This is a genomic window from Oricola sp., assembly GCF_965230365.1.
In the GTDB taxonomy this organism is placed as follows: Bacteria; Pseudomonadota; Alphaproteobacteria; order Rhizobiales; family Rhizobiaceae; genus Oricola.
Genome location: NZ_OZ246003.1, coordinates 2759196 through 2773009, shown reverse-complemented (window position 1 = coordinate 2773009; position 13814 = coordinate 2759196). Strand labels below are relative to the sequence as shown.

The window sequence follows — 13814 nt, the reverse complement described above, 5'->3', positions numbered from 1 at the left end:
TTCAGACCGGTTTCACCAGCACGTGCTTCTTCTTGCCAAGCGACAGCTTGATGAGGCCATCGGCGAGCGCGGTATCGTCGACGGTCATGCGATCATCCGAGACGGACTTGTCGTTGATCCGCACCGCGCCGCCTTTCACGTGCCGACGCATTTCGCCGTTTGACGACGCCAGGCCGGCCTGAACGAAGAGCGCCAGCACGCCGACACCGGCATTCAACTCCGAAGCGGGTAGCTCGACCGTGGGAAGGCTTGCGGCAAGTGCGCCTTCCTCGAAAGCCTTGCGCGCGGTTTCCTCGGCCTGTTCGGCGGCTTCGCGTCCGTGCAGCAGCGCGGTCGCCTCGTTTGCAAGCACCTTCTTGGCCTCGTTGATCTCCGACCCTTCGAGCGCACCAAGCCGTCGGATTTCGTCGACCGGCAGCGTCGTGAAAAGCTTCAGGAATTTCTCGACATCCGCATCTTCGGTATTGCGCCAGTACTGCCAGAAGTCCCAGGGGCTGCATTGGTCGGCATTGAGCCAGATCGCGCCCTGCGCCGTCTTGCCCATCTTCGCGCCGGAGGCGGTGGTCAGAAGCGGCGTCGTCAGCGCGTAAAGCTGATGCGTGCCCATGCGCCGGCCGAGATCGACCCCGTTGACGATGTTGCCCCACTGGTCGGAACCGCCCATCTGCAGGTTGCAACCATAGCGGCGTGCCAGCTCGACATAGTCGTAGGACTGGCAGACCATGTAGTTGAACTCGATGAAGCTCATCTCCTGCTCACGTTCGAGCCGCAGGCGAACCGAATCCATGGTGAGCATGCGGTTGACCGAGAAATGGCGGCCGACATCGCGCAGCATCTCGATGTAACCGAGCTTCAGCAGCCAGTCGGCATTGTCGACCATGATCGCGTCGTTGGCGCCATCACCGAACCGCAGCACCTTCTCGAAAACACCCTTGATGGAGTTCTTGTTGGCCTCGATTTCCTCGACAGTGCGAATAGCGCGGGTTTCGTCCTTGCCGGACGGGTCTCCGACCATGGTCGTGCCGCCGCCCATCAGCGCGATCGGTTTGTTGCCCGACTGCTGCAGCCAGTAGAGCATCATCATCGACAGGAAATTGCCGATATGCAGCGATGGCGCAGTGCAGTCGTAGCCGACATAAGCGATCACGTCGCGCTTGGCGGCCAAGGCGTCGAGGCCTTCGAAATCGGAGCTTTGGTGAATGAAATCGCGCTCATTGAGAACGTTGAGGAAATCGGACTTGTAGGTGGTCATTTGCGCTCGGCCTGCATGAACGGGATCGCGCCCGTGGTCTTACGGGCGGCGCGGCTTTAACACTAATGCGGGCGAATCGACAAGGATCAGACATCCATGGGTTTTCTGCGGGCGCTTGGTTTGATGAGCGGGACGTCGATGGATGGCATCGACGTGGCCTTGGTCGAAACAGACGGCGTAACCATCCGAGCCCGCGGGCCGTCGCTTGCGGTCGACTACGATCCCGGTTTCAGGCAAAAGCTTGCGGCGTGCCTGGATGCGGCGACACAGATGACGACCCGGAGCGAGCGCCCCGGAACGATGGCCGAGGTGGAACGCGAATTGACAGAACGTCACGCCAGGGCAGTCAGCGCGTTTTTCGACCGACATGGTGTCGATTCGGCATCGATCGACGTTCTCGGTTTTCACGGGCAGACGCTGCTACACCGCCCCGAGCGGGCGCTGACGGTCCAGATCGGTGACGGAAGCGAACTTGCAAAGCTGACCGGCGTTCCGGTCGTTTACGACATGCGCGCCAACGACATGTTGCATGGCGGGCAGGGCGCGCCTCTGGTTCCCGCCTATCATGTGGCGCTCGCGGCTGGATTGCCGCGTGATCTGGAACCTGGCTTCGGGCCGGTTGTCTTCGTCAACATTGGCGGGATCGCCAACATCACGCTGATCGCGCCCGGGCGCCCGCCGGTTGCGTTCGATTGCGGGCCAGGCAACGCATTGCTTGACCAATGGGTGGAGCAGCACGCTGGAATTCCGTACGACGATGGCGGCCGTATTTCAGCGGAAGGGAGCGTTGACGAGCGGGTCTTGTCCCGGTATCTCGCCGCGCCCTTTTTCCGGCGCAGCGGACCGAAGTCGCTTGATCGCGGCGATTTTTCGCTCGATCCGCTTGCCGGCATGGAGCTGTCCGATGGCGCCGCCACCCTGGTCCGATTGACCGCGATCTCGATCCTCAAGGCGGCCGAGCACATGCCCGAAGCGCCGAGGCTATGGATCGTTTCGGGTGGTGGTGCGCGCAACGACGCGATCATGGACGCCATGCGCGAGGCGGCGGGCGAGGGAGCCAACATTGTGACCGCCGTCGATGCCGGTTTCAGTGGCGACATGATGGAGGCCGAAGCGTGGGGCTTTCTCGCTGTGCGATCTGTCAGGAAACTGTCACTAAGTTTTCCGTCCACGACTGGTTGCATGTTTTCAGTAACAGGTGGCCTGCGGGCCGATCCATAGGGCAAAAAAGCAGTAGGTTGTCTCCGTGCGGGCGCAATTACTTGCCAATTTTGCCTCGCTCGCTTAAGTGCGGGCCGGCCCCCAGATTAGCCGTACTTGCCGAAGCGAGATCCGGAACACTTTTTGATGCAACGGGGCAAAGGACTGCGCCCCGACATGACCGAACCGCTTATTTCGATCGTTATTCCGTGTAAAAACGAGGCGGCCAACTTGCCGCCGCTCTTCGACGAAATCGGAGATGTCTTGGGTGATCGCCGTTACGAAGTAATTGTCGTCGACGACGGCTCCACGGACGAAACGGCCGATACCTTGGCGCAGCAGGCGGCAGAGCGCCCGTTTCCGGTTCGCCACATTCGCCACGACCGGTCAACCGGCAAGAGCCTGGCGCTGCGTTCCGGCGTGTTTGCGGCGCATGGTGAGGTCGTTGCGACGATCGATGGCGATGGCCAGAACGACCCGCAATACATCATCACACTTGTCGACGCGCTGATCGATGCCGGACCTGGAACCGGAATCGCAGCCGGCCAGCGATTGCGCCGCAAGGACAGCGTTGCCAAGCAATATGCCTCCCGTTTCGCCAATGGCCTCAGAAGCAGCATCCTGAAGGATCAGACTCGCGACACGGCCTGCGGACTGAAGGCGGTTCATACGCACCTGTTCAGAAAGCTGCCGTTCTTCGAAGGCAGCCACCGGTTTTTGCCGGCGCTGGTTATTCAGGAAGGCTATGGCGTCGTACACCGGGACGTTATCGACCGCCCGAGGCTCCATGGCACCACCCATTACGGCATTCTCGATCGCGGCTGGCAGGGTACATTCGACCTGCTTGGTGTTTGGTGGCTGCGTCGCCGCCGCAGGATTGTCCCGAAAGTCACAGAAATCACTCAAGGGTAAGCATTTGTCAGGTCTACAAGAGTGGCTCTATGCGGTCTTCGTCGAACAGTTCGACGCCTGGATCGTTCTCGGTTTCTTTGCGCAAGGCTGTTTCACGATGCGCTTCCTCGTCCAGTGGATCGCTTCCGAACGGGCCCGCCGAAGCGTCGTCCCCGTCGCCTTCTGGTTCTTCTCGCTGTTTGGCGGTGCGTTGTTGTTCGTCTATGCCATTCAGCGCCAGGACCCGGTGTTCATTGCCGGTCAGGGGATGGGGCTGTTCATATACATACGCAACATCTGGCTGATCGCTTCGGAGCGGAAGGCTGCGCTGGCCGAGACCGATTAGCGCCAGTTTCGCAAGGGCAGGGCATTTCCCAATGCGCTATCTCATCCTTATGGTAGTGACGCTGGCCTTCGCGCTGCCCGGTATCTGGGCCGTGCCGCCGGTCGACCGCGATGAAGGCCGCTACGTCCAGGCGACCAAGCAGATGATCGAGACCGGCGACTATATCGACATTCGCCTGCAGGACGTCCCTCGCTACAAGAAGCCGGTCGGGATCTACTGGGCGCAATCGGCGGCGATCCATCTCAGCGGACAAGGCGCCGATGCCCCGCTGTGGGTCTATCGACTGGTGTCCGCACTCGGCGCGCTGATCACGATTGCGGCGGTCGCCTGGACCGGTACGCGGCTCTTCGGCGCTCAGGCCGGATTCATCTCCGCGCTCGCAATGTCCGCAACGTTCGGCGTTGTCTTCGAGGCGCATATCGCCAAGACGGACTCCATGCTGCTTGGGTTCACGACCCTCGCGATGGGCGCGCTTGCGCAGATCTATGTGGCGCGCAAGTCGGACGCCCCTCAACGGCGCGAAACGGTCTGGATTTTTTGGGCGGCGATGGGGCTTGGGGTGCTCGTCAAGGGCCCCATAACGCCGTTGCTGGCGGCGCTGACCGTCGCGGCTCTTCTGATCTTCGACAGGGAGCGCGGATGGTTTCGGGATCTCAAACCCTTGCGCGGGCTGGCTGTGACCGCGGCGATCGCGCTTCCATGGTTTGTTGCCATCACCTGGATTAGCGGCGGATCTTTCTGGCTGGAATCGGTCGGTGTCGATTTGGTGGGCAAGGCGGTCAGCGGACAGGAATCGCATGGAGCGCCGCCCGGTTACTATTCAATCACCTACGGCCTTTACGTTTGGCCATTCGGCCCGCTCTTTCTTGCCGCCGGCCTGGCCGCGCTGAACCATCTTCGCGCCGATCCCCGCCTTCTGTTCATTGCCTGCTGGTATATCCCGTTCTGGCTGCTCTACGAGATGCTGCCGACCAAGCTGCCGCACTACGTGTTGCCGGTCTATCCGGCATTGGCGCTGCTCGTCGGCTGGGCATTTGCGGGCGCGGTCGATCTGTCGCCGGCAGTGCTCCGGCGTTGGCAGCGGTGGCTCTTGTGGTTCTCCGTTGCCGGACAGATCGCGCTCAGCTTGGTGCTCGCGCTCGGGGCGATGGCTGGGCCGGTCTATCTCGGCGACGGTTTTCGCGTGAGCAGTATCTTCGCCGCGATTGCCATTGTCGTCGCCGGCACGTTCGGGGCGCTTGCCATTCGGCGCATGCGGCTGCGCGAAATCGCCTACACACTCGGGGCGGCGGCAATTGCCTATGCGATAGTATTTGCTGATATCGTGCCGTCAATGACCCGAATCTGGATGTCACCGCGCATCGCGTCCGCCGTCGAAATCGCAAGCTCCTGCGAAAGCACGCAACTGGCCTCGGTTCGGTTTCACGAGCCAAGCCTGGTTTTCTTGACCGACACCGAAACTTTGCTGACGAATGTGGAAGGCGCAGCCAATCATCTGATTGGGGATCCGGCATGCGCGCTCGCGCTGGTCCCCCACAACGAGTCGGTGGCGCTAAGAGACCTTGCCGCCGCCGCGGGGCATGACCTGAAAATGGTCGCGCAGATCGAAGGCGTGAACTACTCCAAGGGCCACGACCTAGCGATGCAGTTGTTCAAGGTGGCGAACTGACGGGTCTTGGCGCTGAGCGATTACTTGATCCGCTTGACCGTTTCGGGAACGAGTTCCCCGCGCATGCGCGCGTCGAGATAGTCGGCGCACTCGCCGAGCAGCGTTTCTTCCTGCCCGGAGAAAAAGTGGTTTGCGCCTTCCACGGTCTTCTGGGTTATCAGAATGCCCTTCTGGGTGTGCAGCTTGTCGACTAGGACCTGAACGTCCCTTGCGGGCGCAACCCGGTCTTCAGATCCATGGATGATCAGTCCCGACGATGGGCAAGGCGCGAGAAAGGCGAAATCGTATGTGTTGGGCTGCGGTGCAATCGAGATGAAGCCTTCGATCTCCGGGCGGCGCATCAGAAGTTGCATGCCGATCCACGCGCCGAACGAATAGCCGGCGATCCAGCATGATTTCGAGTCCGGATGCAGCGATTGCACCCAGTCAAGCGCCGCTGCTGCGTCGGACAGTTCGCCTGCGCCGTGGTCGAATTCGCCCTGGCTGCGCCCGATCCCGCGGAAGTTGAAGCGCAAGGTCGTGAAACCGCGCTTCTGGAACATGTAGAACAAGTTGTAGATGATCTGGTTGTTCATCGTTCCGCCGAACTGCGGATGCGGATGCAGGACCATCGCAATCGGTGCGTTCTTTTCGGGCGACGGCTGGTACCGCCCTTCCAGTCGGCCGGCAGGACCGGTAAAGATTACCTCAGGCATTGGTGCTCCCTGTAGAGGCTTTGCACCAGACGTGACTGCGCAGCGTCGGCGCAGTGCGGTCTGTTGACGGCGATAGATGGCGTCATTACAAAGATTAGATGTGTTCCAAGCTCGTTGCATCTCGTGGATGCGAGCCGCTCTCATAAGGGGTTTGGTGCACAAAATTCAAGGAAATTGATAACTTCGACCGCCATGGCCAATGCCGGCATACGTCATTATCTGGACTTCAACGCATCGGCGCCGTTGCTGCCCGAAGCGCGCGCCGCGATTGTCGAAGCGCTCGACGTTTGGGGCAATCCGTCATCCGTACATGCCGACGGGCGCAAGGCCAAGGCGATCGTCCAGAATGCCAGGCGCGCGTTGGCCGCACTGGTCAACACGAAGCAAGAGCATGTCGTGTTCACGTCGAGCGCAACGGAAGCGGCGTCAACGCTGCTGTCGCCGGCCTATTCTTTCGGCCGTTCGCCGCTGCGCGTGTCCAAGCTTTACCGGTGCGGCGCGGAGCATCCCTGTATCCTGAACGGCGGGCGCTTCGACACAGGCGATACAGTTACCCTGCCCATTCACGACAATGGGCTGCTGGATCTGGACAGTCTGGGTGAGGCATTGTCCCGGCACGTCCGGCTGGCCGGGACGCCGCTTGTGGCCGTTCATTGGGCCAACAACGAGACCGGCGTCATCCAACCGGTCGCCGAGATCGCAAGGATCGTCAAGCAGTATGGCGGCATTCTTGTTGTCGATGCGGTTCAGGCGCTCGGTCGCGTCGACATCGATCTGTCGCAAGATGTCGGCGATTTCGTGATCTTGTCGTCGCACAAGATCGGTGGGCCAAAGGGCGCCGGCGCGATCGTCGCCGCGTCCGACATGGTGATGCCGATGCCGCTGATCGCCGGTGGTGGACAGGAACGCGGGCATCGCGGCGGAACGGAGGCTGTACAGGCCATCGCCGGATTCGGAGCGGCAGCTGAGGTCGCAGCGCGGAGCAAGGCCCGTGTCGCCGAGCTGTCTGTAAAGCGCGACCGGTTGGAAGCGGCGATCCTCGAACTTGCGCCGGACGCCGTGATCCACGGCCGCACGGCGCCGCGGCTTGCCAACACAACCTTCTTTTCCATTCCCGGTATCAAGGCGGAGACGGCGCAGATTGCATTCGATCTGGCGGGTATCGCGGTCTCGGCGGGATCGGCCTGCTCATCTGGAAAGGTTGGGCCAAGCCATGTCCTGAAGGCGATGGGAACCGAGAGTGAGGACGGCGCCATACGTGTCTCATTCGGGCTTTCGACGCCCGAGAGCGCGTATTCGGAATTCGAGGCTGCGTCGTCGAAGATCGTTGCGCGTTCAAGGGGCGAAAAAAGGCTCAAGCGGGCTTGATATGTGCCCCTGCATAAAACATATGTCTAAATGTCATATTTTTCACTTTAGAACTTTTCAAAATTGGTCTAAGGCCTATGTGGCGACGTAAAGCGCGCTGTTGGGAAGTGTGAACGGAGACGACAATGCCGGCTGTACAGGAAACGATAGATCAGGTCCGCAAGATCGATGTCGACCAGTACAAGTATGGATTCGAGACGGTCATCGAGACCGAGAAGGCCCCGAAGGGTTTGAACGAAGACATAATCCGGCTGATCTCCGCCAAGAAGCACGAACCGGAATGGATGCTGGAGTGGCGTCTCGATGCCTATCGCCGCTGGCTTGCGATGGACGAGCCGACCTGGGCGCGCGTCGACTATCCGAAGATCGATTTCAACGACATTTACTACTACGCCGCGCCGAAATCGGCGGAGTCGCCGAAGACGATCGATGAGGTCGATCCCGAACTGTTGCGCACCTATGAGAAGCTGGGTATCCCGCTGGCTGAGCAGGAAATCCTGGCAGGCGTCAAGGAACGCAAGGTGGCGGTCGACGCCGTCTTCGATTCCGTTTCGGTCGTCACGACCTTCAAGGAAGAACTCGCCAAGGCCGGCGTGATCTTCATGTCGATTTCGGAAGCGATCCGCGAGTATCCTGACCTCGTGCGCAAGCATCTCGCGTCCGTGGTGCCGGTAACCGACAACTACTACGCCGCGCTGAACTCCGCTGTCTTCACCGACGGGTCGTTCGTCTACGTACCCAAGGGCGTGCGCTGCCCGATGGAACTGTCGACCTATTTCCGCATCAACGAGAAGAATACCGGCCAGTTCGAACGCACCCTGATCGTTGCGGAGGAAGGCGCATATGTCTCCTATTTGGAGGGCTGCACCGCGCCGCAGCGCGACGAAAACCAGTTGCATGCCGCTGTGGTCGAACTGGTCGCGATGGACGACGCCGAGATCAAATATTCGACCGTCCAGAACTGGTACCCGGGCGACGCCGAAGGCAAGGGCGGCATCTACAACTTCGTCACCAAGCGTGGCGACTGCCGAGGCGCGAACTCCAAGATCTCCTGGACCCAGGTTGAGACCGGTTCGGCCATCACCTGGAAATACCCGTCCTGCATCCTGCGCGGCGATGGCAGCCGCGGCGAGTTCTACTCGATTGCCGTGTCCAACGGCGCCCAGCAGGTCGACAGCGGCACCAAGATGATCCATCTCGGCAAAAACACATCGAGCCGGATCATCTCCAAGGGCATCTCGGCCGGTCGCTCCAACAACACCTATCGCGGCCGCGTTTCAGCGCACCGCAAGGCGGCGAATGCGCGCAACTTCACCCAGTGCGACTCGCTTCTGATCGGCAATGACTGTGGCGCCCACACCGTGCCCTATATCGAGGCCAACAACGCGACAGCACAGTTCGAACACGAGGCGACCACCTCGAAGATCTCCGAGGATCAGTTGTTCTACTGCCTGCAGCGCGGCATTCCCGAGGAAGAGGCGATCGCGCTGATCGTCAACGGCTTCGTCAAGGAAGTGATCCAGGAACTGCCGATGGAATTCGCCGTCGAGGCGCAGAAGCTGATCGGCATCTCGCTGGAGGGAAGTGTTGGCTAATGGCCGGCAAACCCGTCATCAATCTGGACGATCTCGATCTCGTCAAACGCGGCAATGGCGCGTCGTTTGAGGCCGAGATCAGTTCATTCGGCCCGCAGATCGGCTCGACCGGTCTCGGTTGCATGCTGCATGTCGTCCAGCCCGGCAGAAAAGCGTTTCCGCGCCATGCCCACCACCAGATCCACGAGCTGTTCATCATTCTTGAAGGCGAGGGCACCTACCGCTTCGGCGACGAGAGCTATCCGGTGAAGGCCGGCGATGTCTGCGCCGCGCCGACCGGCGGGTCGGAGACCGCACACCAGATCCGCAACACCGGAAGCGTTCCGCTGAAATATCTGGGTGTTTCGACCGTTGCGGAAACTGAAGTCGTCGAATACCCCGATTCCGACAAATTTGCGGTAATCAGTCGCTTCGACTGGTCGACCATGAGCGGCGGTGTCCGTTCTATTGGCCGGACCAGGGACAGCCTGGATTACTTCGACGGAGAGGAATGAGATGACATTCGACCTGGTCAACATGACATTCTACGCCATCGTCTGCGGCGCGCTCAGCGCATTCGTGGCGATCTTCCAGCAGCGGCTTCGGCGGATCATCGTCGGCGCGATCGTCGGCATCGTCGCGGCAATCGCGCTGCCTTATCTCAAGATGCTGTTTGGCATCTGATCCGGCGACGAAGCGAAACGTATAATCGGGAAAGGCGGCGATTCATGATCAAGCGAATCTGGCATGGCTACACGACGCCGGAAAATGCGGATCGCTACGAGGCGCTCCTGAAGAGCGAGGTTATCACCGGCATCGAAGGCAAGAACATTCCCGGCTTCAGAAAGATCGACGTTCTGCGCCGGCCGCTCGGCGACGAGGTCGAGTTCATCACGATCATGGATTTCGACTCGATCGATGCGGTCAAGGCGTTTGTCGGCGAGGACTACGAGCGGTGCTACGTGCCTGACGCGGCACGCGAGGTGTTGAAGCGCTTCGACGAAATCTCACAGCATTACGACGTCCGCGAAAGCCGGACGCAGAACTAGGGGTAGACAGGAAATGTTGGAAATCAAAGACTTGCACGCGCGGATCGCCGAGGACGGCACAGAGATCATCCGCGGCCTGAACCTGACGGTAAAACCCGGCGAGGTCGCTGCGATCATGGGGCCGAACGGATCGGGCAAGTCGACCTTGTCCTACATCCTTGCCGGCCGTGATGACTACGAAGTCACCAGCGGCGACATTCTCTACAATGGCGAAAGCGTCCTGGAGATGGATCCGGCCGAGCGCGCCGCCGCCGGCCTGTTTCTCGCCTTCCAGTACCCGGTAGAAATCCCCGGTGTGGCGACCATGCAGTTCCTGAAAGTCGCCATGAATGAGCAGCGCAAGGCGCGCGGCGAAGCTGAGTTGACTACGCCCGACTTCATCCGTCTGGTGCGCGAGGCGGCCGGTAGCCTCGACATCTCGATGGAGATGCTGAAGCGACCACTGAATGTCGGTTTCTCGGGCGGTGAGAAGAAGCGCGCGGAAATCCTGCAAATGAAGCTTTTGGCACCGAAACTCTGCGTCCTCGACGAGACCGATTCCGGCCTCGACATCGATGCGTTGAAAATCGTGGCCGACGGTGTGAACTCGCTGCGCGCACCTGACCGTGCAACCGTGGTGATCACCCACTATCAGCGTCTGCTCGACTACATCGTGCCGGACACAGTCCATGTCCTATCCAAGGGCCGCATCGTCAAAACCGGCGACAAGTCGCTGGCGCTTGAGCTTGAGGCCAACGGCTACGCAAGCATCGTCAACGAAGCGGCTTGAGGCGAAGGAACGATCTGAATGACCCTTCAGTCCAGTCTGCCGCTGACCGCGGCTGAAACCTCGCTCGTCGAACAGTTCACCGAACTGTCGGGATGGCTGCCCGGCAATGCGGATGTGGTCGGCAGACGAGACCGTTCCATCCAGGCGCTCAAGGACGCGGGATTGCCAACACGTCGCGCGGAGGCGTGGCACTACACCGATTTGCGCCGTCTTCTCGTCAACGTGCCGGCGATCGACCATGCGGCGCACGCAGAAGATGCCGAGGGCCTCTTGCCCAGCGCCAAGTGCTTTGTCGTCAAGAATGGCAAGGTTGCGCAATTCGCCAATGTTGACGGTGTTAACGCGACATCGATGGCAGATGCCTTGCGTGCCGATATCTCCGGCGTGTCGATTGGCGATCACGGGGTCCACGACGCGATCGGGATGCTGAATTCATCGTTTCTGACGGACGGATTTCTGCTGTCGATCGCGGATGGCGCACAAATCGGAGAACCGCTCGAACTGCAGGCCTTGCATGGCGGCGGACAGGTTCACGGGCGAAATGCGGTGACCATCGGCGCCGGTGCGCGCGTTACCGTGTTCGACCGGCATGTCGGACCGGATGTCGCCTTGTTTGCGACTGCCGTGACCAACATCGACGTGCGCGCAAATGCCGATGTCCATTGGATCCTGGTGCAGGAGCAGGGCGATCTGGCGACCCATCTCGGACAATTGAACATCACGCTTGGCGAAAACGCCAGGCTGACGCTGTTTGTCATCAACCTGTCGGGCAAGGTGGTCCGTCAGGAGGTCAATGCCGACACAACCGGCGAGGGCGCCGATCTGACCTTCCGCGCGATCAATCTGGTCGGCGACGAAACCCATTGCGATGTAACGCTGTCGCTCGGCCATCTCGTGCCGAATACGACGTCGACCGAAACCGTGCGCAATGTCGTGACCGGCAGGGCGCAGGGCGTGTTCCAGGGTCAGATCAGAGTTGCGCAAATCGCACAGAAGACCGACGCACAGATGGCCTGCAACACGCTGCTGCTGTCGGACGAAGCCAGTTTCTCCGTCAAGCCGGAACTGGAGATTTTCGCGGATGACGTCGTCTGCGCGCATGGCGCGACGGTTGCCGAGATCGACCGCAACCACCTGTTCTATCTGATGGCGCGCGGCGTTCGGGAAAAGGTCGCGCGCGGCCTGCTGATCAAGGCGTTCGTCGCCGAGATTGTCGAGGAACTGGACGACGAAGCGCTGATTGAGGCGCTGGAATCGCGGCTGGAAGACTGGCTCGAGGCGCACGGCTGACCATGGACGCAAAAACGCTGGCATATGATGTCGAGGCGATCCGGGCGGATTTTCCGATCCTGGCGCGCGAGGTGTATGGCAAACCGCTGGTCTATCTCGACAATGGCGCGTCCGCGCAAAAACCGCGCATGGTCATCGATGCGGTAAAGCACGCCTATGAGAACGAATACGCGAATGTTCACCGCGGCCTGCACTTCCTGTCAAACGCTGCGACCGACGCCTATGAGGCGGCGCGCGGCAAGGTGCGTTCGTTCCTGAACGCAGGTTCCGACGATGAGATTGTGTTCACCAAGTCGGCAACCGAAGCGATCAACACCGTGGCCTTTGGCTATGGCATGCCGAATATCGGCGAGGGCGACGAAATCGTCCTGACGATCATGGAGCACCACTCCAACATCGTGCCCTGGCATTTTATTCGTGAACGGCAGGGCGCGAAGCTCGTCTGGGTTCCGGTCGACGACGACGGCGTGTTCGATCTGCAGGCCTTCGAAGCGCGGTTGAGCGAGCGGACAAAGCTGGTCGCTGTCACCCATATGTCGAACGTCCTCGGCACGGTCGTACCGATCAAGGAAATCTGCCGTATTGCCCATGAACGCGACATTCCGGTGCTGGTCGACGGCAGCCAGGGCGCCGTGCACATGCCGGTCGACGTCCAGGAGCTCGATTGCGACTGGTACGTATTTACCGGTCACAAGGTCTACGGCCCATCGGGGATCGGCGTACTCTACGGCAAGAACGAGCGCCTGAAGCAGATGCGTCCGTTCCAGGGCGGGGGCGAGATGATCGAGGAGGTGACGCTGGACGGTGTCACCTACAACGACCCGCCGCATCGCTTTGAGGCCGGAACCCCGCCGATCGTTCAGGCGATCGGCCTTGGCCACGCGCTGGACTATATAGAGCATGTGGGACGCGACGCGATTGCCGCCCACGAGGCCGCGTTGCGGGCCTATGCGCATGAGCAGCTCGGGCGCATCAATTCGCTGCGGATCATCGGCAACGCGCCGGACAAGGGCGCCATCGTGTCCTTCGAACTCGAAGGAATTCATGCGCATGACGTATCGATGCTGATCGACCGTTCCGGCATCGCTGTGCGGGCGGGCACGCATTGCGCGCAGCCGTTGTTGACGCGGTTTGGCGCGACCTCTACGTGCAGAGCGTCGTTCGGCATGTATAATACCCGCGATGAGGTGGACAAGCTCGCCGAAGCGCTGGAAAAGGCGCGCAGCTTCTTCGGATGAAGGAGAGACCGGAATGATGGACGAACAGATCAAGCAGGACGAAGCCCCAGAGATCTCCGCGACCGACATCGGCGGCAGCGCCGATTCCGCAATACCGCGCGACGAGCTGGCCCGGTTGACCGATGACATCGTTGCCGCGCTGAAGACCGTCTACGATCCGGAAATCCCGGCCGACATCTACGAACTCGGCCTGATCTACAAGGTCGATATCGAGGATGACCGTTCGGTCAAGGTCGAGATGACATTGACCGCGCCGGGGTGTCCGGTGGCCGGCGAGATGCCGGGCTGGGTGGAGAATGCGGTGCGGACGGTTGAAGGCGTCATGGATGTCGAGGTGTCGATGGTCTTCGATCCGCCCTGGACGCCGGACCGGATGTCGGAAGAAGCGCAGATCGCGGTTGGTTGGTACTGAGCCACGGCTGTTGTGCGAAACGGTTTGCCACACTAGATTCGGCAATTACCAGTAACGGGAG

The 13814-nt window shown here is 60.7% G+C and carries 15 protein-coding genes; 13 read left to right on the top strand and 2 right to left on the bottom strand.

All coding sequences use genetic code 11. The annotated features are described in order from the left end of the window. Position 1 precedes the first annotated feature (1 nt). Positions 2-1252: a tyrosine--tRNA ligase gene (gene tyrS / locus ACO06R_RS13415; protein ID WP_421850731.1), complete on the bottom strand. Its 1251-nt coding sequence runs from the start codon at positions 1250-1252 to the stop codon at positions 2-4. A 96-nt stretch (positions 1253-1348) separates the two neighbouring features. Between tyrS and ACO06R_RS13410 the strand changes: the two genes are divergently transcribed. The 4 genes from ACO06R_RS13410 to ACO06R_RS13395 all read left to right on the top strand — a co-directional run bounded on the left by ACO06R_RS13410 (position 1349) and on the right by ACO06R_RS13395 (position 5358). After that, positions 1349-2473: an anhydro-N-acetylmuramic acid kinase gene (locus ACO06R_RS13410; RefSeq protein WP_421850728.1), complete on the top strand. Its 1125-nt coding sequence runs from the start codon at positions 1349-1351 to the stop codon at positions 2471-2473. 156 nt (positions 2474-2629) lie between these two features. Beyond that, positions 2630-3364, top strand: a complete 735-nt coding sequence (locus ACO06R_RS13405; RefSeq protein ID WP_421850725.1) for a glycosyltransferase family 2 protein — start codon at positions 2630-2632, stop codon at positions 3362-3364. Between the two features lie 4 nt (positions 3365-3368). Beyond that, positions 3369-3689 (top strand): lipid-A-disaccharide synthase N-terminal domain-containing protein, encoded by a 321-nt coding sequence (locus ACO06R_RS13400; RefSeq protein ID WP_421850722.1) that lies wholly within the window; start codon positions 3369-3371, stop codon positions 3687-3689. Between the two features lie 31 nt (positions 3690-3720). Further along, positions 3721-5358, top strand: a complete 1638-nt coding sequence (locus tag ACO06R_RS13395) for an ArnT family glycosyltransferase (RefSeq protein WP_421850718.1) — start codon at positions 3721-3723, stop codon at positions 5356-5358. A gap of 20 nt (positions 5359-5378) precedes the next feature. On the opposite strand, the gene ACO06R_RS13390 is transcribed toward ACO06R_RS13395, so the two are convergent. Continuing rightward, on the bottom strand, positions 5379-6053 hold the full coding sequence (locus tag ACO06R_RS13390) for an alpha/beta hydrolase (protein ID WP_421850714.1): 675 nt from the start codon (positions 6051-6053) through the stop codon (positions 5379-5381). Positions 6054-6245: 192 nt separating this feature from the next. Here ACO06R_RS13390 and ACO06R_RS13385 point away from each other — a divergent pair, with 192 nt between their 5' ends. The 9 genes from ACO06R_RS13385 to ACO06R_RS13345 all read left to right on the top strand — a co-directional run bounded on the left by ACO06R_RS13385 (position 6246) and on the right by ACO06R_RS13345 (position 13753). Further along, positions 6246-7421: a cysteine desulfurase family protein gene (locus ACO06R_RS13385; RefSeq protein ID WP_421859403.1), complete on the top strand. Its 1176-nt coding sequence runs from the start codon at positions 6246-6248 to the stop codon at positions 7419-7421. Between the two features lie 125 nt (positions 7422-7546). Then, positions 7547-9016: a Fe-S cluster assembly protein SufB gene (gene sufB / locus ACO06R_RS13380; RefSeq protein WP_421850711.1), complete on the top strand. Its 1470-nt coding sequence runs from the start codon at positions 7547-7549 to the stop codon at positions 9014-9016. Next, a complete protein-coding gene (locus ACO06R_RS13375; protein ID WP_421850709.1) occupies positions 9016-9510 on the top strand; it encodes a cupin domain-containing protein in 495 nt (164 codons plus the stop codon). Before sufB ends, ACO06R_RS13375 begins: the two co-directional genes overlap by 1 nt. A 1-nt stretch (position 9511) precedes the next feature. Continuing rightward, on the top strand, positions 9512-9679 hold the full coding sequence (locus tag ACO06R_RS13370; RefSeq protein ID WP_421850706.1) for a hypothetical protein: 168 nt from the start codon (positions 9512-9514) through the stop codon (positions 9677-9679). 44 nt (positions 9680-9723) lie between these two features. Further along, positions 9724-10044 carry an antibiotic biosynthesis monooxygenase family protein gene (locus ACO06R_RS13365; RefSeq protein WP_421850703.1) on the top strand — a complete coding sequence of 107 codons (321 nt, stop codon included), beginning with the start codon at positions 9724-9726 and terminating at the stop codon, positions 10042-10044. Between the two features lie 13 nt (positions 10045-10057). After that, on the top strand, positions 10058-10813 hold the full coding sequence (gene sufC, locus ACO06R_RS13360; protein WP_421850699.1) for a Fe-S cluster assembly ATPase SufC: 756 nt from the start codon (positions 10058-10060) through the stop codon (positions 10811-10813). A gap of 18 nt (positions 10814-10831) precedes the next feature. After that, positions 10832-12103, top strand: coding sequence for a Fe-S cluster assembly protein SufD (gene sufD / locus ACO06R_RS13355; RefSeq protein WP_421850696.1), 1272 nt, complete (start codon positions 10832-10834; stop codon positions 12101-12103). Between the two features lie 2 nt (positions 12104-12105). Continuing rightward, positions 12106-13341, top strand: coding sequence for a cysteine desulfurase (locus tag ACO06R_RS13350; protein WP_421850693.1), 1236 nt, complete (start codon positions 12106-12108; stop codon positions 13339-13341). Continuing rightward, the gene (locus tag ACO06R_RS13345) at positions 13286-13753 is read left to right on the top strand and encodes an SUF system Fe-S cluster assembly protein (protein WP_421850691.1); all 468 of its coding nucleotides are present in this window, start codon (positions 13286-13288) and stop codon (positions 13751-13753) included. The genes ACO06R_RS13350 and ACO06R_RS13345 overlap by 56 nt, the downstream gene beginning before the upstream one ends. The last annotated feature ends 61 nt before the right edge of the window (positions 13754-13814 follow it).

Coding starts and splice junctions, on each gene's coding strand:
- tyrS (WP_421850731.1), bottom strand. CDS start 1,252: ATGACCACCTACAAGTCCGATTTCCTCAACGTTCTCAATGAGCGCGAT.
- ACO06R_RS13410 (WP_421850728.1), top strand. CDS start 1,349: ATGGGTTTTCTGCGGGCGCTTGGTTTGATGAGCGGGACGTCGATGGAT.
- ACO06R_RS13405 (WP_421850725.1), top strand. CDS start 2,630: ATGACCGAACCGCTTATTTCGATCGTTATTCCGTGTAAAAACGAGGCG.
- ACO06R_RS13395 (WP_421850718.1), top strand. CDS start 3,721: ATGCGCTATCTCATCCTTATGGTAGTGACGCTGGCCTTCGCGCTGCCC.
- ACO06R_RS13390 (WP_421850714.1), bottom strand. CDS start 6,053: ATGCCTGAGGTAATCTTTACCGGTCCTGCCGGCCGACTGGAAGGGCGG.
- ACO06R_RS13385 (WP_421859403.1), top strand. CDS start 6,246: ATGGCCAATGCCGGCATACGTCATTATCTGGACTTCAACGCATCGGCG.
- sufB (WP_421850711.1), top strand. CDS start 7,547: ATGCCGGCTGTACAGGAAACGATAGATCAGGTCCGCAAGATCGATGTC.
- ACO06R_RS13375 (WP_421850709.1), top strand. CDS start 9,016: ATGGCCGGCAAACCCGTCATCAATCTGGACGATCTCGATCTCGTCAAA.
- ACO06R_RS13370 (WP_421850706.1), top strand. CDS start 9,512: ATGACATTCGACCTGGTCAACATGACATTCTACGCCATCGTCTGCGGC.
- ACO06R_RS13365 (WP_421850703.1), top strand. CDS start 9,724: ATGATCAAGCGAATCTGGCATGGCTACACGACGCCGGAAAATGCGGAT.
- sufC (WP_421850699.1), top strand. CDS start 10,058: ATGTTGGAAATCAAAGACTTGCACGCGCGGATCGCCGAGGACGGCACA.
- sufD (WP_421850696.1), top strand. CDS start 10,832: ATGACCCTTCAGTCCAGTCTGCCGCTGACCGCGGCTGAAACCTCGCTC.
- ACO06R_RS13350 (WP_421850693.1), top strand. CDS start 12,106: ATGGACGCAAAAACGCTGGCATATGATGTCGAGGCGATCCGGGCGGAT.
- ACO06R_RS13345 (WP_421850691.1), top strand. CDS start 13,286: ATGAGGTGGACAAGCTCGCCGAAGCGCTGGAAAAGGCGCGCAGCTTCT.